The sequence below is a fragment of the Rhodovulum viride genome (genome assembly GCF_003265965.1).
Taxonomy (GTDB): Bacteria; Pseudomonadota; Alphaproteobacteria; order Rhodobacterales; family Rhodobacteraceae; genus Rhodovulum; species Rhodovulum kholense.
Map to the genome: position 1 here is coordinate 1 of NZ_MUAV01000090.1, position 1342 is coordinate 1342.

Annotated in this window: 2 protein-coding genes; both read right to left on the reverse strand. The window is 67.6% G+C overall.

What is annotated here, in order from left to right:
* Positions 1-1165, reverse strand: a 1165-nt coding sequence (locus tag BYZ73_RS21090; protein ID WP_112317563.1) for a terminase large subunit, incomplete at its 3' end; no start/stop codon positions are given.
* On the reverse strand, positions 1152-1342 hold a 191-nt coding region (locus tag BYZ73_RS21095; protein ID WP_146746391.1), incomplete at its 5' end, for a P27 family phage terminase small subunit. The genes BYZ73_RS21090 and BYZ73_RS21095, both read right to left, overlap by 14 nt.

Sequence of the window (1342 nt, forward strand, 5' to 3'; positions counted from 1 at the left end):
CCGAGGGCAGGAAGGAATAGCTGATGAGGTACACCTGCCCGTCCTTCGGGATCGCCACGCAGATCGAGGTGAGGTCGGTCGTCTTCGAGAGGTCCAGTCCGACCCAGGCGGGGCGGCCATAGAGGGCCTCGGGCGCGAAGGGCTCGGCGCCCTTGTCCCAGATCTCGCGCTCGATCCAGGATTGCGCGCCCTCGGTCCAGAGGTTCATGTGCAGCCGCCGGAAGTTCGGCATCTTGCCCGAGATCACCGTCGCCTCGCGGTAGAGCTCGGCAAAGCGATCTTCGCTGAAGGCCACCCCCAGATTGGGGTTCGCCATCTTCCAGGCCACCGGGTCGCCCACATCGCAATCGGCGGGCGGCTCGGCCACATAGGCGAAGAAGCTGTCATCGGCGACATCGCCCCTGAGCACGGTCGCGGAATATTCCCTCAGCTCGCCGCAGATCGAGGCCATGTCGGCGCCCGCCGTGGTGATCGCCCAGTCGATGGGCTGGGCGCGGGCGATCATCGAATTGACCACCACCTCGGCCAGTTCCCGGTCGGTCCAGCGGTGGACCTCGTCGCGGGCGACGAAGCTGGGGTTGATGCCGTCCGCGGAATTGCCGTCGCGGCTGAGCGTGCGGATCGTGCCATTGGTGATCGCGGTCGAGATCAGGTGCTTGTTGCCGGTATCCATGAAGGCCGAGAGCGCGGGCGCGGCCTTGATCATCCGCCGCAGTTCCCGAAACAGCAGCCCCGCCTGGTCCCGCGTCGTCGCGGTGCAGAAGCCTTGCGGCGCCGCCTCGCGGTCGAAAAGCTGGGTGTAGAGCATCGGCACCGCCGTGTCGGTCGTCTTGCCGTTCTTCTTCGCGACCTGGTGATAGGTGGTGCGGAACCGGCGCAGCCCATCCGCCTGTTTCCAGCCGAAGACCGAGCCATGCCGGAAGACCTGCCAGGGCGTCAGATCGAGCGGCCGACCCGCCGCCGGACCCGTGGTGTGCTGGATCAGGCGCGCGAAGTTCAGCACCCGGCTTGCCGCCTTGCAATCGAACCAGAGGCCGCGGTCGCGGCCCGTTTCCAGATCCATCAGGTGGCGTTCGCAGGCGAGCCGCACCAGCGTGCCCGCCACCTCGCGCCCCTCGATCACATCGAGCGCATAGCGCGAGACCGGATGGTCAATCGGTTCCATCGAGGGTCCTCAGGATCTCGCCGAAGAGATCGCCCTGGCCGCCCGCGCTCATCCGCGCCTCGTCGACCGGCGTCATGCCGAAGCGCGCGGCGAGCTGGTTCATGGTGGCAATGGCGTCCTGGCGCTGGCCCCAGACCGCGCGCTTCTTCTGCTGGCGCCCGTTCCGGGTCTCGACCT